This is a genomic window from Paraburkholderia sp. HD33-4, from assembly GCF_021390635.1.
In the GTDB taxonomy this organism is placed as follows: Bacteria; Pseudomonadota; Gammaproteobacteria; order Burkholderiales; family Burkholderiaceae; genus Paraburkholderia.
The window spans coordinates 1,209,369-1,229,776 of the sequence record NZ_JAJEJS010000001.1; the positions used below are offsets into that span (position 1 = coordinate 1,209,369).

Here is a 20,408-nt window from a genome sequence, read left to right on the forward strand (position 1 = left end):
GCACGCGTCACTGAATGTCGTCGGCGGTGACGCCGGCAGGCAAAGCCGCCGGCAGCCAGGCGCGTCCGACGTAGCCACGCATCGGTCCGCCGGACTCGACGATCACGTCGGAGCGCGTGACCCGCGACGCATGCAGATTGCCGCGGCCGGCCGCCGCCGCGGCGCCTGTCTTGTACGAGTCGCCGTATTTGCCGAGCAGCGCGTGCAGATCCGGCATCGTCGGGCCTTGCCATGCGTAGGCGACGATCAGGCCGGTGCTGGTCGCGTATTCGTTGATGGTCGTATTGCCGGCATCGGTCCACGTGCGCTCGCGCAGCGCGCCATTGAGCAGCGTGCGCGGCGCGCTCGCGCCCGACGCCGGCTGGCTCGGCATCGTGCCGCCCAATTCGGCATGCGCGCCGAAGCTCGCGCAGCATGCGACGACGGCGATCGCCGACGCGAGCGCGGATGGATTGCAGCAGGACTTGGACATGAGGCCTTCCTCGTTTGGCGCCGGATTATTATTGAGATAACGCGATTAACGTAGCACCGGTTTTTTCAGTTCTTTGCATACCGCGGCGGCTGGCACCGCTCGCGAGGTTGAAAAAATGAGCCGCATGCAGGCCGGAAACCCTTATTCGACAGGCCTCCGGTGGAAAAGATAGGAACACTCCCGATGTCAATCCGAAAGTGTTATTGAGTGTTAAATCTACCTGATAAGCAGGTAAACAGGAGGGAAGGGCGCGGACATTTTTCCCGTTGTCGCTTCGTCGCCATGGCATGCGACTCACCGTTGCGACTACCGCGCGGGCGCCGGACATTTGAGCTCCGTCTTTCGGTGCCGGAATGCCCTTTTCCACCGGGCGATTCGCGGGCAAACCCCAGTTTTTGCACACGCCTCGCCGGGACCGGTAAAATGTTGGGTTGATCCACGGAAACTTGCCGTGGCGTTGCGGAAGGATTCCCCGAACATGATTGATTTTCGTCTCACCAAGCGGTTTGCAGTAATGCTCATGGCAGGCGGGCTGGTCGCCGGCTGCGGTACCTCGTCGCCGACCAAAATCGACTATAGGAGCGACTCCCGTTCGAAGCAGGCATCGCTTGCCGTACCGCCGAACATGATCGACGAGACGGCCGATCAGCGCTCGCTGCCGCCGCAGGGCGGCGAAACCTCGCTGTCCACGCTCAAACAGGTGCAGTCGCAGGCGCCGGCCGGCGACGCAGTCGCGGTCGTGCCGCCCGTGCAGGGCATCCACATCCAGCGCGACGGCACGGAAAGCTGGCTCGTGCTCGACAACAAAACGCCCGATCAGGCCTGGCCGCAAATCCGCCGCTTCTGGCAGGAGCAGGGTTTCCTGCTCGTCGTCGACCAGCGCGACAAGGGCGTGATGGAAACCGACTGGAACGAAACCCACGCGCAGATCAACGACGGCTTCATCCGCAACACGCTGTCGAAGGCAATGGGCAACAGCTACGTGAGCTCGGAGCGCAACAAGTTCCGCACGCGTCTCGAAGCGGCGCCGAACGGCGGCACCTATGTGTTCGTCAGCCAGAAAGGTATGCGTGAAGCGATCGCCGGCACGAACAACGAGTCGACCCAGTGGCAACCGAAGCCGAACGACCCGGCGCTCGAGCAGGAATATCTGAAGCGCCTGATGGCGTCGCTCGCGCGGGCCGATTCGGGTACCACTGCGGCTGGCACGCAGAACGCCGAACTGTCGCCTGCGGGCACGCAGACCGCGCCGAACGCGGCGACGGCGGGTGCGAAGTCGGCGACGGCCGCCGTGGCCGCGCAGAACGTCGTGCTCTCTGCCCAGCCGCCGATGCCGGACGCGGATTCGGCCAACAACAACACGTCGGCGCAGCTCTCGTCGACCGAACTCACGCTCGGCGAGCCGTATGACCGCGCATGGCTGCGCGTGGGCCTCGCGCTCGATCGCAGCAATTTCACGGTCGACGACCGCGACGTGAGCCGCGGCCTGTATTTCGTGCGCTACGTCGATCCGAAGGATATGTCGTCGGCCGAGCAGGGCTTCTGGAGCCAGGTCTTCCACGGCAGGAAGGAGAAGGTCGCCAAGCAGTATCGCGTGAACGTGCGCGCGGTGACGCCGAACCAGACGCGCGTGGCCGTGGTCGACGACAAGGGGCAACTGGACGAAAGCTCGCAGGCCAAGCAGATCATGAGCCTGATGGTCGACCAGCTGCACTGATACGAGAGCCTCGCGGCCTACGCCGCCGGTTCGACGAAACCGCCCGGAGAAATCCGGGCGGTTTTTTTTCGACCAGGCATTTCGACGCGCGAGGTGTGCCCATCTGAGCCAGAGTGACGCGACGTTATCCCGGGGACGTCATTCTTCCCACGTTTCCTCGATCCGCACTCCAGCGCGTTGCGCGCGGCCTCGGTGGCCCGTCGCCTAGCCTCGCAGGTCGACGGTTTCTAGCCAGCACTCCACGAAGCGCGAGCCGTTTTTTCATGTTTGCGGTTTGCCAGCTACACGCCGGATCGGCGAGCCGCGACCGCGCGCGGCTGCGAACTGTTTCCGTGCACTCAGGTATCCGCGCGCCGCGTCCCGATCCACGGCAAGCGCTTGACCACGCCGGTCGCCAGCGCGGTACCGACCAGGATCACCGCGCAGCCTTCGAGCATGCCGGGCGACACCGTCTCGCCGAGAAACAACGCGCCCCACAGGATGCCGAAGATCGGAATCACGAAGGTCACGGTGATCGCTCGCGTCGGCCCGGCGACCGCGATCAGATGGAAAAACAGCATGTACGCGACGCCGGTACAGGCGACGCCGAGCGCGATCACCGCGCTCCACGCGCGCAGCGAGATCGGCGCGGCGGGCCAGTAGATCACCGCGAGCGGCAGCAGCACGATCGTCGCGCCGATCATCGTGCCGGTCGCGACGGTCAGCGCGTCGACGCCGGTCAGGTGACGCTTCGTGTAGTTGGCGGCGATGCCATAGAGCAGCGTGGCGCCGAGCGCCGCGCCGGCCGCGAGCGCGACGGTCAGCGGCGAGGTGGCCGAGCCGGCCGGCGACGCGATCTGATCCCACACGAGCATCAGCACGCCGAGAAAGCCGACCACGAGACCGAGCGTGCGCAGCCCGCTGAGCCGGTCGCCCAGCCACACGAAGCCGACCAATGCGCCCCACAGCGGCGCGCACGCATTGATCACCGACGTGACGCCCGCCGACAACGTCAGCTCGGCATACGCGAACAGGCAGAACGGTGCCCCCGAGTTGAGGATGCCGACCACGAGCAGCGGCAGCGCGCGCGTGCGCAACACGGTGGCGGATTGTTGCAGGGGTCGTCGCGCGATCAGCACGATCGCGAGAAAGAGGGCGCCGATGCCGACACGCAGCGCCATCAGCGGCGCGACGCCGAAGTCGGTCACGCCGACGCGAATGAACAGGAACGACGCGCCCCACAGGGCGGCGAGAATCAGCAGTTGCAACAGGTTTCTGGCTTTCATTGGAATGGCGCCGGGCGCGGTTGAGTCGGGACGCCAGCACATCGTAGCAGTGCGATCGCGCGAATCGTTTCAGTGCGGAATGAAACGGCAAGATCCGGGAGACGGCCGCGTCCGGTGATGTCGATCGTAAGTGTTGCGGGTGGCGCGTGCCAAACGAGCAATTCTCACGGTTATGTGAGAAAAATTGCGACTCGTCGGGACGATGGTGGGGATGGGATCGTAAAAGGCGCCCGCCGTAAGCGGGCGCCCGTACCAAACGATGTGAATTGCATTACGCCGCTAGCGGCACGACCTCAATGCGGAATCATCCACTGCAGGAAGTTCTGCTGCGCCCAGACGAGCAAGCCGAGCAGCACCGTCAGCAGAATCGAATGCTTGAAGGTCTTGGCGAACACGACGCCTTCCTTGCCCTTCAACTCGGTGGTCGCGACGCCGGTCGAAATATTCTGCGGCGAGATCATCTTGCCCATCACACCGCCCGACGAGTTGGTCGCCGCCATCAGCACCGGATTCAGATTGAGCTGGTTGGCCGCGACCACCTGCAGATTGCCGAACAGCGCATTGCCCGACGTATCGCTGCCCGACAGGAACACCGCGACCCAGCCGAGGAACGCCGACACGAGCGGAAACAGCGGCCCGACCGATGCAACGCCGAGACCGAGCGTATAGGTGAGCCCCGAGTAGTTCATCAGATATGCGAGGCCGACGATCGTCGCCACGGTCAGAATCGCGATGCGCGTCTGCACCCACGTATCGCCGATCGCCTTGCCAAATTCAGCCGGGGAGAGCCGCACGACGAACGCGGTGATGAGCGCCGCGACGAGGATCGCGGTGCCGGTCGCGAGCGGCTGGAAGTCCCAGATCGCGCCGTAAGGCGTGTTGTACAGCGTGATGAACACGGCCTTGTCGAGACCCGGCCACGGCACCTTGACGTCGCCGATCGTGAAGACCTTTGCGATGGTCCAGATGATCACGACGACCGACACGATGATCCACGGGTACCAGCCCTGCACGCCGCCGATCTTGCCGCGCACCTCGTTGATGCGGTCGACGTTGACCGCGAATTTCGGATCGACGGCGGGCTTCCAGACGCGCAGGAACGCGACGGTGAGGATCAGCGAAACCAGCGAAGACAGCACGTCGGTCAGGCTGTAGTTCACGAAGTTCGAGACGACGAACTGGGTCAGCGCGAAGCTCGCACCCGACACCAGCAGCACCGGCCAGATCCGCAGCATGTTGCGAAAGCCCGCGTACACGCCGATCACATAGAAGGGCAGCATGACCGCGAATAAAGGCAATTGCCGCCCGACCATTTTCGCGAGCATGTCAGACGGCAGATGGGTGACCGCGCCGAGCACTGTGATCGGCACGCCAAGCGCACCGAACGCGACCGGTGCGGTGTTGAAGATCAGCGTGAAGGTCAGCGCTTCGAGCGTCGGAAAGCCGAGCATGATCAGCAGCGAACTCGTGATCGCGACCGGCGTGCCGAATCCGGAGATGCCCTCGAGCAGCGCACCGAACGAAAAGCCGACCACGACGAGCACGATGCGCCGGTCGTTCGGCAGGTTGTCGATCATCCACAGGCGGAAGGCCGCGAAACGCCCCGAGCGCTGCGCGATGTTGTACAGCAGGATCGCGGTGAACACGATCCACATGACCGGCCAGCACGCGAACACGGCGCCGGCCGCGACCGAGTTGAACGCGAGCCCGACCGGAAACTGCCAGACGAAAATCGCCACGATCAAACCGATGATCAGTCCCGCGAGCGACGCTTGCCACGCGGGCCTGCGCGCCCAGCCGAGCAGCGCGAGCACGGCGATGATCGGCAGCGCGGCGACGATGAACGACGGAAAAAGCGAATTGCCGACCGGAGTGAGTAGTTGGTGAAACATCACGTCTCCTTCGTTGTTGTGTAATTCGACGCGGGGGGAATGCGCGTGACGGCGCGTCGCTATGACACGGCGGACGCTCGCAAGTGGTCTCGACGAAGCGGCGTCGCCTGATTTAAGCGCGTACTGCATGAAGCCTTCCAAGGATAGAGCGCCATATTGGCGCGTCAAGCCGGGAAAGTACGGGCGCAGTTTGCGCGGTGGCGGCCGATAGGCGCAGGAAAAACGACTAATGAAGATACGCGCGCGCCGGTAGCCGAAGTGCCGGCGCGAGCGCGCTTCACGACGGGAGAGGGCGGGTCAATGCCAGTGGCCGCCCCAATGGCCACCCCAATAGCCGCCGATGCCGATCGCGATCGACGGTCCGTAGTAGGCGGGATAGCCGTAATAAGCGGGGTAAGGATAAGCCGGTGGCGGATAGTAGGCCGGATAAACCGGCGGCGCCGCATAGACGGGAGCGGCAGCTACATACCCGGGCGGCACGTTCTGCGGCGCGACCTGCATTTGCGCCTGGGCTTGAGGCTGCTGCTGTGGATCGGTCGCCGGCGCGGATTGGTCCGCCGTGGTCGCGGGCGCGGTCGAGTAGTAAGCCGGGTAATAGCCTGTGGGATAGTAGCCGGCGGGGTAATAGCAGCCTGCTAAAAGCAGACTCGAAGCGAGCGCGGAAATCGCGGAAAAGCGGGACGAATCGCGGGGCGTCGACAGGCGCACCGCGCGAAGATGGCTGACGACGCGGGACTCCATAACGCTCTCCTCGATGAAGCGATGCCGCTTCGCGCGACATCATGATGAGGAGCTTACGCTCTTGCCGCGGCAGCGTTGTGGCAAAACCGCAACCGCATATTTCAGTCTGTTTCCACGCGCTTGGTCGACGCCAAGGCGCGGCATGCGCGCCCCTCGCCCAGGATCGTGGTCGGAAAATATCGTTCGTTATCCTGTCTGAATGCTTAGGCGTTCATCGGACGCAACGCATCGGACGCAACGCATCGGACGCAACGCATCGGACGCAACGCTCACTTGCCGACCTGGTTGCCGATGACGCCGCCTACCGCAGCGCCGCCCAGCGTCGACAACGCGCTGCCGCCGATCGCCGCGCCGGCCGCGCCGCCGACGCCGGCGCCGATCGCAGTATCGCGTGTGCGTGGGGACATGCCGTCGCATGCCGCGAGACCCGCGGCGAGCGAAATGGCGACTGCGACCGTGCCCAGACGGGCACTGAATTGACGGATCGATTTCATGATGCTGCCTCCGTTCGTTGTTGGAAACGATTGTTTCCAACCCTCAGCACGCAGCGTGCCTGCTCGACGAAACGAAAAAAAAGCCCGCCATGCCGGCGGGCTTCGATACTGCGATGCGAGCTTCGCGCGAATCGCGCAAGCCGTTTATTGCCGCTGATAAATCTCCGCGCCTTGCTTCATGAACTCGATCGACTTCACTTCCATGCCCTTCTGCAGCGCTTCGTTATCGCTGACGCCTTGTTGCGCGGCGAATTCGCGCACGTCCTGGGTGATCTTCATCGAGCAGAAGTGCGGGCCGCACATCGAGCAGAAATGCGCGACCTTGGCCGAATCCTTCGGCAGCGTTTCGTCGTGGAATTCGCGCGCCTTGTCCGGGTCGAGACCGAGATTGAACTGATCTTCCCAGCGGAATTCGAAGCGTGCCTTCGACAGCGCGTTGTCGCGTACCTGCGCGCCCGGATGACCCTTCGCGAGGTCCGCCGCATGCGCGGCGAGCTTGTACGTGATGATGCCGGTCTTCACGTCGTCCTTGTTCGGCAGGCCGAGGTGTTCCTTCGGCGTCACGTAGCACAGCATCGCGGTGCCGAACCAGCCGATCATCGCCGCGCCGATGCCCGACGTGATGTGATCGTAGCCCGGCGCGATGTCGGTGGTCAGCGGCCCGAGCGTGTAGAACGGCGCTTCGTCGCACCAGTCGAGCTGCAGGTCCATGTTCTCCTTGATCAGTTGCATCGGCACGTGGCCCGGACCTTCGATCATCACCTGCACGTCGTGCTTCCACGCGATTTGCGTGAGCTCGCCGAGCGTCTTCAGCTCGCCCAGTTGCGCTTCGTCGTTGGCGTCGTAGATCGAGCCGGGACGCAGGCCGTCGCCGAGCGAGAAGGCCACGTCGTAGGCCTTCATGATTTCGCAGATCTCTTCGAAATGCTCGTACAGGAAGCTTTCCTTATGATGCGCGAGGCACCACTTCGCCATGATCGAGCCGCCGCGCGACACGATGCCGGTCATCCGGTTCGCCGTGAGCGGCACGTATTGCAGACGCACGCCCGCGTGGATCGTGAAGTAGTCGACGCCCTGTTCAGCCTGCTCGATCAGCGTGTCGCGGAAGATTTCCCACGTCAGGTCTTCGGCCTTGCCGTTGACCTTTTCGAGCGCCTGATAGATCGGCACCGTGCCGATCGGCACCGGGCTGTTGCGGATGATCCATTCGCGGGTTTCATGAATGTGCTTGCCGGTCGACAGATCCATCACCGTGTCGCCGCCCCAGCGGATCGCCCACGTCATCTTGTCGACTTCCTCGCCGATCGACGAGGTCACCGCCGAGTTGCCGATGTTCGCATTGACCTTCACGAGGAAGTTGCGGCCGATGATCATCGGCTCGCTTTCCGGGTGATTGATGTTGTTCGGGATGATCGCGCGGCCGCGCGCGATTTCCTCGCGCACGAACTCAGCGGTGATTTCGGTCAGGCCGTTCGGACCGAACGCGCTCGCGCCGAATGCCTGGCCGGGATGCTGGCGGCCCATCATCGCGGCGAGCTTCGTGCCGTTCGGGCCGCTCGCCTTCAGCGTTTCCAGATACTCGGCGCGACGCTGGTTTTCGCGAATCGCGATGTATTCCATTTCCGGCGTGATGATGCCTTGCTTTGCATAGTGCATCTGCGAGACGTTCTTGCCGGCGACCGCGCGGCGCGGCGTGCGATGCAGGCCCGGAAAGCGCAGCTGCGCGGTGGCGGGATCGGCGGCGCGCTCGCGGCTGAAGCTGCTCGACAGACCGGTCAGCGGCTCGGTGTCGCCGCGCTCTTCGATCCACGCCTCGCGCAGCGCAGGCAGACCCGCGCGGATGTCGATCTTCGCGTCCGGGTCGGAGTAGGGGCCCGACGTGTCGTACACGTAGATCGGCGGATTCTTTTCGCCGCCGAAGCTGTCGGGCGTGTCGGCCTGCGAGATTTCGCGCATCGGCACGCGGATATCGGCGCGCGAGCCGGTCACGTAGACCTTGCGCGAATTCGGCAACGGCGCGACGGCCGCCTCGTCCACGTGGGCTTCGGCGGAAATAAACTTCGGATTGGCGTTCATGTAAGTCTCCGTACAAAGTGGGGCGGCTAAGCAGGAGACCGAGATGGAAGTGGTCGGAAATCGCGGAGAAGTGAGGCGGTTGAGGCTGGGTGCGAATTCCGTACGCTTCCCTGCGCTGGCATTATCCAGATCAGGTTCAAAGGGTATTTCTCACCCACGCAACGCGGACCTCCAGCTCCGCGCTACGCAGGACCCCCGCGTTAGCAGCGCACACGATACACCGCCCGCCCGCGGTTTGGCAACCTGTCCGAACGACTCAGAAAATTGGTCCAGATGAAACCAGACATCTCCTATGCTTGATTCGAGATCGCATCAGACAGGGCAACTTACAGCCAGGGAACAGCCGGCTTACAGCAAAAAATCGTCGGCGGCTTCGGGCTGATACAGGATTTTGTCGAGCTTCAGCACTTTGTGATCGCCGCTCGGTGGCGTGAAGCGGATGCTCTCGCCGCGGCGCGCGCCGAGTAGCGCGAGGCCGGCCGGCGAGAACACGTTCAGGCGCCCGTGCGCGAAATCGGCGTTAGGCGGATAGACGACGGTCCACGTCATCTGCTCGCCGTTCGCTGTGTCGATCAGCGTCGCTTGCGAGTTCATCGTGACGACGTCGGCGGGGACGTCGTGCGAGTCGACGATCACCGCGCGTTCGAGCACGTCGTCGAGCATGTGCTGCAGCTTCGCGTCGGTGGCCGCGTGTTTCTCGAGGCGGGTCACGTCGAGTTCGGTCAGATAGCAGGTGTTGATCTTCTTCATCATCAAGGACTCCGGATAAACGTTGCAGGAAGGCCGCGTGCGACGACCCAAGCGGGGTGGCCGGCGGATGAACGAATGGGAAAGCCCGGAGCCCGGCGACGCGGCCCAGGTATGGCGGGCTGCGTCAGCGAGGGCGCCGGGCGGCGTGAAGCGGGAGCGTTCGGGACGTCTCCCCGGCGCTTTGCCGCGCGACACTCGCACGCGCGCCGCCGCTTGCGCGCCACAGGCGCAAACGGGCGAGAGCACGGAAAGTCGGACGACGCAAAGAAGTCACGGGCAAAACGACCAGAGGTTGGCAGCAGACCGAACGGAAGGTGTCGCGCGACAGAACTTGAGGCCGCGCGGCAGCAGCGAGACAAAGTTTCATGGTAGCACGCTGCGTCGCGCACCTTCGCTGGCGACGTCGCGCCGCGCCGATAAGCCGCTTTTGTGCGATGCCAGATGAAGACGACCTGATCCGCCTTACGTTCAAGCCAGTCGGAAGATTGCCGTTAAAGAAAGTGCAGCGAAGGCCGCACTCCAGCGAAGCGCTGCGCGGGATGGCGCGTGAGTGGCGCGTGAGTGGCGCGGGGCGACTCGCGCCGATCGACTAAGAGGTGCACATGAAAGCGGAAACAAGGCGGTGGCGAACCTTCGGTCGCACGGTCGCGGTGGCGGCATTGCTCGCCGCGCCGCTGGCGGCGCCGGCGGCGCCGGCGGTGACGGGCGGGGTGATCCGGTTCGTAGGGATGATCGTCGCGCCGCCGATGCAGATCAGCACGGCGATGGCGCCCACTGGCGTCGCTGTCGATAGCGCGAGCGGGGCGGCTCAGCGCTTCTCGCGCACGGTGACGTTCAGCGCGCCGCCGGGCGTCGTCGGCGGGGCCGATGTCGCGCTCGAAGTGAACGGCGGCACGCAGTCGCCCGATCTGGTGGCGGCGCGCTTCGTCGATGGGACCGGGCGCGTCACGCGGGCCCGTGACGGCCACTACGTCGTCGATCGCACGGGCGGCGTGCTGTCGCTGGACGCGAAGCGTACCGATAGGGACACGCGCGTGACGGTGGTGGTCAGTTACGACTAAATCGCGGGCGAGCCTGGACTGGTTCACCCCACGCCGGAAAAAAAATTAAAACAGGCTTGTCATAACCGGCCGCGCGGGTCGACAAACGTGCAGATTACGATCGGAGCACGTCATGTCGACCGCGCACAATCGCTCGATACTTCAGCGCTTTACGTTTTTTTCGCCAGCCGCCGCCGGCCTCGCGCTTCTTCTGCTGAGCGGCTCTGGCATTGCCGCGGCCGACGCGGCCGGGCCCTCGTGCGCCACGCACAGCCCCGCGCACCGGGTCGCGCTCGTCGAGCTGTACAGCAGCGAGGGGTGCGACAGCTGCCCGCCCGCCGACCGCTGGCTCGGTCAATGGAAAAGCGACGGCGCCGCGCACGGCATCGTGCCGCTCGCGCTGCACGTCGACTACTGGAACAGCCTCGGTTGGACCGACCGCTTTTCCCAGCATCGCTTCACCGAACGTCAGCAGACTCTGACGCGTCTCGGGGGCGCGCACACGATCTATACGCCGGAAGTGTTCGTCGCGGGCCGCGAGCTGCGCGACTGGTCGCAACGCGACAGTTTCGAGCGCCGCATCGACGAGCTCGTCGCCGAACCCGCGCAGGCGAGCGTCGCGCTCGCGCTGAGCCCGCATACCCCTGGCGCGTTCGATGTCGATGCGCAGTTCAGCAGTGCGGCAGCCGCCACGGGTCCGTTGAGCGCCTATCTCGCGGTCTATGAAAACGCGCTGACGTCGCAGGTCGGCGCGGGCGAGAACCGCGGCGCGACGCTGCATCACGAGCGCGTCGTGCGCGCGTGGTTCGGGCCCGTGCCACTCGTCGCCGGTCACGCGCGGATTCATCAGGAGGTCGACGTCCGCGATGCGACGGGCGATGCGAAAGCCGATCCGGGCGCCGCCGCCGAGCGCTTCGGCGTGGTCGCGTTCGTCGAAAGCGACGCGAGCGGCGACGTGCTGCAAGCGACCGATCTTCCCGCGTGCCGTTGACCGGCATCGCGCGCGCCGCATTCTCTACCGTCGTTCGAGGAGAGCCCCATGGCCACACCCCATACCTTGCGCCCCAACGCGCCCGCCGCGCCCGCCGCACCGAAGCGCGGCGTGATTCATCCGCTGTGGCTGCGCATCACGCATTGGCTGAACGCGCTCGCCGCGATCGTGATGATGCTGTCGGGCTGGCGCATCTACGACGCGTCGCCGATCTTTCCGGCGTTCAGCTTTCCGACCGCGATCACGCTGGGCGGCTGGCTCGGCGGCGCGCTGCAATGGCACTTCGCGGCGATGTGGCTGCTGGTGTTCAACGGCCTCGTGTATATCGCGCTGAATCTCGCGAGCGGGCGTTTCGTGCGCAAGTTCCTGCCGTTGACGCCGCGCGCGGTGTTGCGCGATTTCATCGCCGCGTTGCGCGGGAAGCTGTCGCACGATGATCTGCGCGTCTACAACGCGGTGCAGAAATTCGCCTACCTGTTCGCGATCGCCGATCTGATCGTGCTCGTGCTGTCGGGGCTCGCGATCTGGAAGTCGGTGCAGTTTCCGCTGCTGCGCGAACTGATGGGCGGCTACGACAACGCGCGCGTCGTGCACTTCAGCGCGATGTCGCTACTGGCCGCGTTTCTGGCCGTGCATCTGGCGATGGTCGCACTCGTGCCGCGCTCGCTGCTCGCGATGCTGCGCGGACGTTGATGCGCAACTGCCCACGCTGATGCTCAAGCTCTCGCGCAACCAGGCGCCACGCGAATTCCTTACGGATACCGAATCATGAACAAGCCGACAGACAAACCAGCGGACCAATCCGCGCCGCGCGTTAGCCACACGCTCGACCGCGCATCGATCCTGATCGATGCGAAGCGCGAACTGGCGATGCCGTCGCGGCGCCTGTTCGGCAAGCAGCTATTGACGCTCGGCGGCCTGTCGATGCTGACCGGCTGCTCGCTGACCGACGACGCTTCAGTGAACCATTTCCTGAGCGCCGTATCCCGGCTGAACGATCGCGCGCAGGCCGCGCTGTTCGATCCGAAGCAGCTCGCGCCGACCTACACCGAAGCGCAGATCACGCGGCCGTTTCCGTTCAACGCGTACTACGGCATCGACGACGTGCCGCACGTCGACGGCTCCGATTACCAGCTGAAACTGAGCGGCCTCGTGACCGGCCAGCGCGTGTGGACGCTGCCCGAGCTGTATGCGCTGCCGCACGCCGAGCAGATCACACGGCATATCTGCGTCGAAGGCTGGAGCGCGATCGGCCGCTGGGGCGGCACGCCGTTCGCCGATTTCTTGCGGCGTGTCGGCGCGGATACGACGGCGAAGTACGTCGGCTTCAAATGCGCGGACGACTACTACGAAAGCATCGACATGCCGACCGCCTTGCATCCGCAAACGCTGCTGACGTTTTCCTACGACGGCGAGCGGCTGCCCGCGAAATACGGCTATCCGATGAAGCTGCGCATGCCGACCAAGCTCGGCTACAAGAATCCGAAGCACATCGTCGAGATATTCGTCACCAACACGTATCCCGGCGGCTATTGGGTCGACCAGGGCTACAACTGGTTCGGAGGCTCCTGACGCATGCGGGCGCACGCTCGCTTGCGGCAGCGGCTTCGGAAGCACGCCGGCTCGAGCCGGTTTCGATTGATTCACCACCAACGGAGTCATCCAATGAAGAAGATTGCAATCACCACGATCGCGTTGCTGATGCTGGCGGGCGCAGGCACGGCGTTCGCGCAGGCGAGCGGCGCGATGGGCAACGATGCGATGTCGAAGGACGCGATGTCGAAAGATTCGATGTCCAAAGACAGCATGTCGAAGGACGGCATGAAAAAGGACGCGATGAAACACGATTCGACGAAAAAGGGCGGCGATGCGATGGGCATGAAGCACGAGGCGTCGGGCGCGATGGGCAACTGAGTCAACGGCCACGGTGCTTAGCGATCCTGCCGATGCGCGGCGGCGCATCGGCGGGATTCCGGGTCGAATGCAAGCCGGGGATGCGTCCCCGGCTTTTCTGTTGCAGGAACGCCGAAAAGTTACGATTCTGTCGCGCGGCGCACTCGGCGCTTACTGCATAATGCGGTGCGCGCGGCGGCTTTCACCAGCGTAGCCGCCGCGCATAGCGGCCTTCCGGCATCGTGTCGTTTTGACCGATTCCGCCGCCACAGCCGTTTCTGGCGCTTTCTGCGCCGCCCATCGTCTTACCGTTCCGCCGACATGTCCGCCAGCCTCGCCCCCCAGACCGCATCGCCGATGCGGTGCCCGCCATCCCGCCCGAAAAGCATCGACGCAGGCTCGGCACCTCGCGGGCATCGAGCGCAGCGCGCGGGTCGAGTGGCGACGGCGGGCTGAACGCATGTCGCTGCAACGCTCTTCCGCTTTTTCTCCGCGTGGCTGGCCGCTGCGTCTGCCGCAGTCGCGCAACGGGCAGATAGCGCTCGCGCTGGCCGTCGTTTATCTGGTGTGGGGCTCGACGTATCTCGGCGTGCACGTCGCGCTCGGCTCGTTTCCGCCGCTGCTGATGTCAGGCTTGCGCAACCTGTTCGCCGGCATTGGTCTATTCGTGCTCGCCGCGCGACGTAAGCCGATCTGGCCGAGCCTCGCCGAAATCCGCAACGCGGGCCTCGTCGGCACGATGCTGGTGGGTCTGTCGAGCGGCATGCTCGCGTACGGCATGCGCACGGTCGGCACCGGCACCGCGGCCGTGATGGTCGCGACCGTGCCGCTGTTCGCGACCGTGATCGCGGCCATCGCCGGGCGCAAGATCGGCCGCGGCGAATGGTTCGCGGTCGGGCTCGGGTTCGCCGGCATCGTGATTCTGAGTCACGGCGACAGCACGCCGGGCTCGGCGGGCGGTAGCCTCGCGATCCTGTGCGCCGCGCTGTTCTGGGCCGGCGGCGCGCATCTGGCGGGGGTGCTGAAGCTGCCGTCGGACCTGTTTCTGTCGACCTCGCTACAGATCTGCCTCGGCGGCGCGATGTCGACGCTGGTCGCGTTGGCCTCGGGCGAGCGGATGCTCGAGCTGCATTTTCTGCCGGTCGTCGCGTTTCTGTATCTGATGCTGATCGGCTCGATGGCCGCGTATGTCGCGTACGGTTTTCTGATCCGCCATACGAGCCCGATCATCGCGAGCAGCTGCATGTACGTGAATCCGGTGGTCGCGGTCGTGCTGGGAGCGCTATTGCTCGGCGAGCCGGTCACGCGCTCGACGGTGATCGCGACGGTCGTGATTCTGATCAGCGTCGGCTTGTCGTTCTGGTTCGATTACCGCAAGAAGGGCAGCGCCTGATAGCGACGCGGTTCCCGTCGAACCGCGTGCCCGCCGTCAAAGCCTTGCCGCCAGTTCCGCGCCCTCGCGGATCGCGCGTTTCGCATCGAGTTCGGTCGCGAGCTTCGCGCCGCCGATCACATGAAAGCGCGGAGCGCCGCTGCCGTGGCTGCCATCGACCGCCGACGGCAACAGCTCGCGCAACGACTCCTGCCCCGCGCACACGACGATCGTATCGACGTCGAGCCATTGGTCGGCACCGTCTCGCGCGATCCTCAGACCGCGCGCGCTGATCTCCCGATACTCGATGCCGCCGAGCATCTGCACGTCATTCCTCGCGAGCGCCGCGCGATGCACCCAGCCCGACGTCTTGCCGAGCCCCGCGCCGAGCCTGCCGGCCTTGCGTTGCAATAGCCAGATCTGCCGTACCGGTTGCGCGGGAGCAGGCGGCTTCAGGCCGCCGCGTTCGCGCACCGCGAGGTCGACGCCCCATTCGTCGAGCCAGGTATCGCGCGGCACCGGCAGCGGCTCGCCCGCGCGATGCAGCAGAAACTCGCTGACGTCGAAGCCGATGCCGCCCGCGCCGATCACCGCGACGCGCGCGCCGACCGGCGCGCCGCGCAGCACGTCGACATACGACAGCACGTTGGGCCCGTCGATGCCGGCAATCGCCGGACGCCGCGGCACGATGCCGGTCGCGACGATCACGTCGTCGTAGGCGGCGGCCGCCAGCAGCGCCGCATCGACGCGCGTACCGAGCCGCACGTCGACGCGATGGCGCTGCAACTGGCTGCGGAAATAGCGGATCGTCTCGCTGAACTCTTCCTTGCCCGGCACGCGCATCGCCAGATTGAACTGGCCGCCGAGCCTGTCGCTCGCCTCGAACAGCGTTACGCGATGCCCGCGCGAGGCCGCCACTGTCGCGGCCGACAAGCCGGCCGGCCCGGCGCCGACCACCGCGATCGAGCGCACGGCTTGCGCGCTCGCGAGCGGATGGTAGACGAGCTCGGTTTCGCGTCCCGCGCGCGGATTGACGAGACAGCTCGCGCGCTGGTTCTTAAACGTGTGATCGAGGCAGGCCTGATTGCACGCGATGCAGGTGTTGATTTCGTCCGCGCGGTCCGCAGCGGTCTTCAGCACGAAGTCGGGATCGGCGAGCAGCGGCCGCGCCATCGACACGAGATCCGCCGTGCCGTCGGCGATCAGCGCATCGGCCACCTCGGGCGTGTTGATGCGGTTCGATGCGATCACCGGCACGTTGACCGAGGCCTTCAGACGCCCGCTCAGCGATGCGAACGCCGCGCGCGGCACCGAGGTCACGATGGTCGGCACGCGTGCCTCGTGCCAGCCGATGCCGGTGTTGAAGATCGTCACGCCGGCCGCTTCGAGCGCCTGCGCGACCTGCACGGTTTCTTCCCACGTATTGCCGCCCTCGACCAGATCGATCAGCGACAGCCGGTACACGACGATGAAGCGCTCGCCGCATTCGGCACGCACCCGCTCGACGATTTCGCACGCGAGCCGCATGCGATTTTCGAGGCTGCCGCCGTACCGATCGGCGCGGTGGTTCGTGCGTGGGCACAGGAACTGGTTCAGCAGATAGCCTTCGCTGCCCATGATCTCGACGCCGTCGTAGCCTGCGCGTTGCGCGAGCCGCGCGCAACGCGCGTAGTCGCGCACGGTTCGCTCGATGCCGGCGAGCGTCAGCGCGCGCGGCTTGAACTTCGAGATCGGCGACTTCAACGCCGATGCCGACACCACGAACGGTTGATAGCCGTAACGTCCCGCATGCAGGATCTGCAGCGCGATCTTGCCGCCTTCCGCATGCACGGCCTCGGTCACGAGCCGGTGATTGCGCAGATCGAACACCGAGTTCAGCGTGCCGCCGAACGGCAGCAGCCAGCCCTGACGATTCGGCGAAATGCCGCCAGTGATGATCAGGCCGACGCCGCCTTTCGCGCGCTCGCGAAAATACGCGGCCAGTTGCGGGTAATGCCAGAAGCGGTCTTCCATGCCCGTGTGCATCGAACCCATCACGACACGATTGCGCAGACGTGTGAAGCCCAGGTCGAGTTCGGCGAGTAAGTGTTGGTAAGACATGCAGGGACCGTGTAAGTGGGGAGGCCGCACGAACGATACACCGCGGTCCCGGCCGCAGCGCCGAAGAAAAATTCTAAATCTCCGCAAACATTGATCAGCAAGACATTGGTCAGTCGTCTCACGCCAATTTTTAGGGCCACGGCACAGCCATTGCTGATTGCGAGCGTCCATCGACATGGACGCGCCCACGGCAAAACCGGCGCGCCGTGCGGCACGGACGGGAGGGGGACGAGCGCGAGGTATGCCGCGCTCGTCCACGTTTCAATGGGCGATGAGCGTCAAGCCCGACATCGAGACAGGTGAACACAATGAAAATGATCCGAACGATGGCAGCGGTCGTTGCGGCCGCGGCGGTACTGAGCGCATGCGGCGGCAGTGGTGGCAGCGATGCCGGCAAGGAACTCGGGTTGACCAATCCCGAGATCCACTTCATTCACGCGATTCCGGGCGGCCCCGCGGTCGACTTCCTCGTCAACGGCAGCGCGCCGTCGGGGCAGACCAACGTCTCGTATAAAGGCGTGACCAATCTCACCAATATCAACACGGGCTCGACGACCGTCGCATACGCGGCGACCGGCACGAAGAGCGCGCTCGCGAGCGGCAACTTCCCCGATGTCGCGAAGGGCCACGTGTACACGGTGCTCGCGTTGCCGGGTCTGTCCGCGCCCGACATCGGCCTGATCGACGATCCGTTCGACAAGGGCCTGCTGACCAATGACGCGCGCGTGCGCGGCTTCAATGCGTCGGCGAACGCGACGGACCTCGACCTCTACCTCGTGCAGGCCACCTCCACCAGCATCACGAGCGTATCGCCGACGCTTGCAGGCGTGTCGTTCAAAAACGCGGTGCCGGCGAGCGGCCAGGATTCGATCTACGTGTCCGGCGGCCAGTACGTGCTGATCGCGACCGTGGCCGGCAGCAAGACGCCGATCTTCCAGTCGAACTCGTTCTCGCTCGCGAACAACGCCGACTGGCTGATCACGTCGGTGCCGATCGGGGGTACGTTGAGCCAGCTGGTTCCTGGGCAAATTCATCTGCTGATCGCGCAGAACGGCAACACGGGCACGCCGAGCGTGGAACTGTCGAATACGCTGACCGGACAATGACCTGGGCCGCCGATCGCCGGATGAGCCTCGCGCAGCGCGAGCAGTGACGATCCGCAAGCGCTAGCCAAACAACCAGGGACTCCGGAGGATCGGGAAGGGAGGACGGCACGGCGATCCACGACAGTGGGTCGCCGTTCTGTTCTATCGCGTTCCGAAAACGCAGCGCGTCGAAAGCCAGCGAGCGAACCCTCACGAAAAAGAGCCCGCCGCGGCATCCCGCGACGGGCACTGCAAGTCCAACTGCCATGTGTCGGCTTATTTAGCCTTTTCCGCCGAATTCGTGATGGCGTTGCCGCCCTTCGAAATATCCTCGCCGGCGCCCGCCATCGTGTTGCAACCGGTGACGAGCATGGCGGTTCCAGCCAGCACGAGCAAAGCGATCAGTCGAGTCATGAAAGTTCTCCTTGTCGAGAATGCATCGGGTGATGTCGTCCGACCGGGGCCATGCCAGTCGATGAGGTCTCGATCCGGTTTCGAACCGGCCTGATTGCATGGTAAAAAAAGGGTGGGGGCGGCGCTGTCGGCCGTGCCGCGATTTTGTTGTAGGCGTGCTCCGGTGTTTGCGTCGGCGCACTCCTACAACGGCTTTGCGGCGCTGCGGCGAGTCCCTGTCAGACGGGGCTTTGCGATGGAGTGGACGGCGTGGCCGACGCCGGCGGCAGATCGACCGAAGGCGTCGCGGTGCTCGCGCTCGGCATCACGACGTCGATGTCGGTGCCGCTTTGCGCGCCACGGCGAATATCGAAGCGCCCGCCATGCGCGGCCACGCGCTGGCGCATGCCGAGCAGGCCGTGCGTATGTGTGCGCGTCATGTCGGCGGGCATGATGCCGACGCCGTTGTCCGCGATATGCAACGCGACCTCGCCGTCGCCGACCCGCAACGCGATGCCGACCTTCGAGGCCCGCGCGTACTTCGCGGCGTTCGTCAGCGACTCCTGCGCGACCCGAAACAGCGCGATCTCGGTCTGCTCGTCGAGCTGGATGTCGTCGGCCGGCAGGTGCAGCTCGAGCGTCCAGTTGTTGCGCTGCGCGGCTTCGTCGGCGAGCGTGCGCAGCGCGGTGACGAGCCCGAAATTGGCGAGCACGGTCGGCCGCATGTCCTCGATGATGCGCCGCTTCAACGCGATGCCCTGGTCGAGATTGGCGAGCGCGCGCTGCAGCTTGTCGGCGATGTCCGGCTCGCTGTCCTTCAGCTTGCGGCGCGCCCACGCGACGTCCATCCGGCATGCGGTCAAAATCGCGCCGAGTTCGTCGTGCAACTCGCGCGCGAGCTGGGTTTTTTCGTTTTCGCTGACCGCCTGCAGGTGCCAGCCAAGCGCTTCGAGCTGGCGCGTGCGCTCGCCCACCAACTGGTCGAGTTCCTCCTGCTGCGTGATCAACTGACGCTGCGCGCGCGCCTGCCGGTCGATCTGGATGCCGAGATTGCGAAACAGCAGAATGAACAGCACGATATTCAGCGCCGACAGACCCGCCGCGCACAGCGTCGACAGCCGCTGATCGGCGCGGCTCGCGGCCAGCGCATGCTGCGCGCGACGCTCCTCGTTGTCGCGCAGCAGCGTGAGCGTGCTGTCGATCAACGACGCGTCCGCCGGGTTGACGTCGCTCGCGGGCCCGCATGCGCCGAGATCGAGCGGGTGCGGCGCCGCATGCTGCATCGCGGCGGCGCCCGCGCCGATGCGCGCGTCGATCAGCGCGAGAATCTGCGTGAAGCTCGCGAGCTCCGCGCTGTCCGCGCGGCCGCCGCGATAGAAGTGGTCCAACTGCCGCGTGGTATCGCGGATGCGCGCGGCGCTCGCGCAGAACGCGTGGGCGGTCGCGTCGTCCTTCGTCAGAAGAAACTGGTTTTGTTGCGCGGTGAGGCGCGACAGATCGCTCGCGAGCGCGCTCAGTCGCACGGTGACGTCGCGCGCTTCGAGTGCGGTTTCGTACTCGGCGGTGATGCGCTGCCGCGCGGTCTCCAGAATCACGAGGCCGCCCACCGTGATCACGATCGCCACCGTCATCGCGATCGCCCAACTGCGATTGCGCATCCAGTCGGCGAGCCGCGCCGTGGCGCGCGCCCCCGGTTGTTCCGGCGGGTTCTGCAGATTCGACACTTTCGGCTCCAGAAAGGGGCATCGACTCAGATTCAGGCATCGACTCCAGCATCGCGCGAAGCCGCGCGCGTAACGTCGTCGTAATCCAATGTAAGCGGATTCTCACACGAAAAACGGCGAGCGTCGGAATGCGCGCGGCGCCGCGCCTCGATAGGATGGACTCGATCGTTCATTCAATGTTTCGGGAGGAAGCCATCATGTTGAAGTGGGCACTGTTCTTCGCGGTCGTCGCGGTGATCGCGGGTCTTCTCGGCTTTACCGGCATCGCGGCCGGCGCGGCGGCGATCGCGAAGTTCCTGTTCTTCGTCTTCGTCGTGCTGTGCGTGGTGTTCCTCGTGCTGGGTTTCGTCGTGACGAAGAAAATGATCGATTAGCGCGGCCGTCGCAACAGCGGCAAGCCGCG

The 20,408-nt window shown here is 65.1% G+C and carries 20 protein-coding genes and 1 riboswitch; of the genes, 9 read left to right on the forward strand and 11 right to left on the reverse strand.

Annotated features, from left to right (window positions below; all coding sequences use genetic code 11):
- Positions 1-7: 7 nt before the first annotated feature.
- Both L0U84_RS05375 and L0U84_RS05380 read right to left on the reverse strand, forming a co-directional pair.
- On the reverse strand, positions 8-472 hold the full coding sequence (locus tag L0U84_RS05375) for a DUF2844 domain-containing protein (protein ID WP_233848327.1): 465 nt from the start codon (positions 470-472) through the stop codon (positions 8-10).
- A 28-nt stretch (positions 473-500) separates the two neighbouring features.
- A complete protein-coding gene (locus tag L0U84_RS05380) occupies positions 501-839 on the reverse strand; it encodes a hypothetical protein (RefSeq protein WP_233848328.1) in 339 nt (112 codons plus the stop codon).
- A 111-nt stretch (positions 840-950) separates the two neighbouring features.
- Between L0U84_RS05380 and bamC the strand changes: the two genes are divergently transcribed.
- Entirely contained in the window at positions 951-2,189 is a 1,239-nt protein-coding gene (bamC, locus tag L0U84_RS05385; protein ID WP_233848330.1) for an outer membrane protein assembly factor BamC, read from the forward strand.
- Positions 2,190-2,527: 338 nt separating this feature from the next.
- On the opposite strand, the gene L0U84_RS05390 is transcribed toward bamC, so the two are convergent.
- From L0U84_RS05390 to L0U84_RS05415, 6 genes are all read right to left on the reverse strand, one after another.
- Positions 2,528-3,454, reverse strand: a complete 927-nt coding sequence (locus L0U84_RS05390) for a DMT family transporter (RefSeq protein ID WP_233848331.1) — start codon at positions 3,452-3,454, stop codon at positions 2,528-2,530.
- 293 nt (positions 3,455-3,747) lie between these two features.
- Positions 3,748-5,346 carry an L-lactate permease gene (locus tag L0U84_RS05395; protein ID WP_233848333.1) on the reverse strand — a complete coding sequence of 533 codons (1,599 nt, stop codon included), beginning with the start codon at positions 5,344-5,346 and terminating at the stop codon, positions 3,748-3,750.
- A gap of 297 nt (positions 5,347-5,643) precedes the next feature.
- Positions 5,644-6,087 (reverse strand): hypothetical protein, encoded by a 444-nt coding sequence (locus L0U84_RS05400; protein WP_233848335.1) that lies wholly within the window; start codon positions 6,085-6,087, stop codon positions 5,644-5,646.
- A gap of 269 nt (positions 6,088-6,356) precedes the next feature.
- The gene (locus L0U84_RS05405; protein ID WP_233848336.1) at positions 6,357-6,581 is read right to left on the reverse strand and encodes a glycine zipper 2TM domain-containing protein; all 225 of its coding nucleotides are present in this window, start codon (positions 6,579-6,581) and stop codon (positions 6,357-6,359) included.
- A gap of 144 nt (positions 6,582-6,725) precedes the next feature.
- Positions 6,726-8,657, reverse strand: coding sequence for a phosphomethylpyrimidine synthase ThiC (thiC, locus tag L0U84_RS05410; protein ID WP_233848337.1), 1,932 nt, complete (start codon positions 8,655-8,657; stop codon positions 6,726-6,728).
- Positions 8,658-8,746: 89 nt separating this feature from the next.
- Positions 8,747-8,864, reverse strand: a riboswitch (TPP riboswitch).
- Between the two features lie 141 nt (positions 8,865-9,005).
- A complete protein-coding gene (locus L0U84_RS05415) occupies positions 9,006-9,407 on the reverse strand; it encodes a GreA/GreB family elongation factor (RefSeq protein WP_233851947.1) in 402 nt (133 codons plus the stop codon).
- A gap of 602 nt (positions 9,408-10,009) precedes the next feature.
- Here L0U84_RS05415 and L0U84_RS05420 point away from each other — a divergent pair.
- From L0U84_RS05420 to L0U84_RS05445, 6 genes are all read left to right on the forward strand, one after another.
- Complete coding sequence (locus L0U84_RS05420) at positions 10,010-10,468, forward strand: hypothetical protein (RefSeq protein ID WP_233848338.1); 459 nt, start codon at positions 10,010-10,012, stop codon at positions 10,466-10,468.
- Between the two features lie 112 nt (positions 10,469-10,580).
- Positions 10,581-11,438, forward strand: a complete 858-nt coding sequence (locus L0U84_RS05425; RefSeq protein WP_233848342.1) for a DUF1223 domain-containing protein — start codon at positions 10,581-10,583, stop codon at positions 11,436-11,438.
- 48 nt (positions 11,439-11,486) lie between these two features.
- The gene (locus L0U84_RS05430; protein ID WP_233848344.1) at positions 11,487-12,131 is read left to right on the forward strand and encodes a cytochrome b/b6 domain-containing protein; all 645 of its coding nucleotides are present in this window, start codon (positions 11,487-11,489) and stop codon (positions 12,129-12,131) included.
- 75 nt (positions 12,132-12,206) lie between these two features.
- Positions 12,207-13,010, forward strand: a complete 804-nt coding sequence (locus L0U84_RS05435) for a molybdopterin-dependent oxidoreductase (protein WP_233848345.1) — start codon at positions 12,207-12,209, stop codon at positions 13,008-13,010.
- A gap of 93 nt (positions 13,011-13,103) precedes the next feature.
- A complete protein-coding gene (locus L0U84_RS05440; RefSeq protein WP_233848347.1) occupies positions 13,104-13,352 on the forward strand; it encodes a pentapeptide MXKDX repeat protein in 249 nt (82 codons plus the stop codon).
- A 439-nt stretch (positions 13,353-13,791) separates the two neighbouring features.
- Complete coding sequence (locus L0U84_RS05445; protein WP_233848349.1) at positions 13,792-14,724, forward strand: EamA family transporter; 933 nt, start codon at positions 13,792-13,794, stop codon at positions 14,722-14,724.
- A 36-nt stretch (positions 14,725-14,760) separates the two neighbouring features.
- Here the strand turns inward: L0U84_RS05445 and L0U84_RS05450 are convergent, their stop codons facing one another.
- Entirely contained in the window at positions 14,761-16,803 is a 2,043-nt protein-coding gene (locus tag L0U84_RS05450; protein ID WP_233848350.1) for an NADPH-dependent 2,4-dienoyl-CoA reductase, read from the reverse strand.
- 308 nt (positions 16,804-17,111) lie between these two features.
- Here L0U84_RS05450 and L0U84_RS05455 point away from each other — a divergent pair, with 308 nt between their 5' ends.
- Positions 17,112-17,909 (forward strand): DUF4397 domain-containing protein, encoded by a 798-nt coding sequence (locus L0U84_RS05455; RefSeq protein ID WP_233848351.1) that lies wholly within the window; start codon positions 17,112-17,114, stop codon positions 17,907-17,909.
- Between the two features lie 255 nt (positions 17,910-18,164).
- On the opposite strand, the gene L0U84_RS05460 is transcribed toward L0U84_RS05455, so the two are convergent.
- Both L0U84_RS05460 and L0U84_RS05465 read right to left on the reverse strand, forming a co-directional pair.
- Entirely contained in the window at positions 18,165-18,302 is a 138-nt protein-coding gene (locus L0U84_RS05460; RefSeq protein ID WP_233848353.1) for an entericidin A/B family lipoprotein, read from the reverse strand.
- 218 nt (positions 18,303-18,520) lie between these two features.
- Positions 18,521-20,005 (reverse strand): sensor histidine kinase, encoded by a 1,485-nt coding sequence (locus L0U84_RS05465; protein ID WP_233848354.1) that lies wholly within the window; start codon positions 20,003-20,005, stop codon positions 18,521-18,523.
- 197 nt (positions 20,006-20,202) lie between these two features.
- On the opposite strand from L0U84_RS05465, the gene L0U84_RS05470 reads away from it, so the two are divergent.
- Positions 20,203-20,379, forward strand: coding sequence for a DUF1328 family protein (locus tag L0U84_RS05470; protein ID WP_129961306.1), 177 nt, complete (start codon positions 20,203-20,205; stop codon positions 20,377-20,379).
- Positions 20,380-20,408: the final 29 nt, after the last annotated feature.